This window comes from Virgibacillus carmonensis, assembly GCF_057836705.1.
This window is the reverse complement of sequence record NZ_JBYQFJ010000419.1, coordinates 1-516: the sequence shown is the minus strand read 5'-3', so window position 1 is coordinate 516 and position 516 is coordinate 1. Positions and strand designations below refer to the sequence as shown.

1 protein-coding gene is annotated in these 516 nt (G+C 39.5%); it reads right to left on the bottom strand.

What is annotated here, in order from left to right; genetic code table 11:
- Nucleotides 1-516 (bottom strand): PTS transporter subunit EIIB (locus AC3G7N_RS22660; RefSeq protein WP_489424347.1); only part of this gene is annotated, 516 nt, incomplete at both ends.

Genomic DNA, 516 nt, shown 5'->3' with positions numbered 1-516 from the left:
CAACCTGATCCATATCATTCATTTGCAAGCGCAGTCTTGTCGCACAATAGTCCAGTGACTTAATATTTTCCGGGCCGCCTAATGCGTTTAAATAATGATACGCCTTTCCATCATAATCTTTGCGGCCCTTTCCAGTAGAAGGAGCTCCTGTTTGTTCATTTTCCTCTACATAAACTTCATCTTCATCCTCACGACCAGGTGTTTTAAGATTGAACTTTTTAATTAATACGTAGAAAATAATGAAATAGATAAATCCAAATACGATACCTTGCACGAGTAAGAGCAATGGTTTCGATGCAATTCCAAAGTTAAGCACATAATCGATAAGCCCCGCTGAGAAACCGAAGCCATCTTTAATTCCAAACCAGAATGAAACCATCATGGACAGTCCGGTTAGTATTGCATGAACGACGTATAGCAATGGACTTAAGAACATGAATGAATACTCAATCGGTTCTGTGATTCCCGTTAAAAAAGAAGTTAGTGCAATACTTCCAAGGAATCCTCCGACAGCTG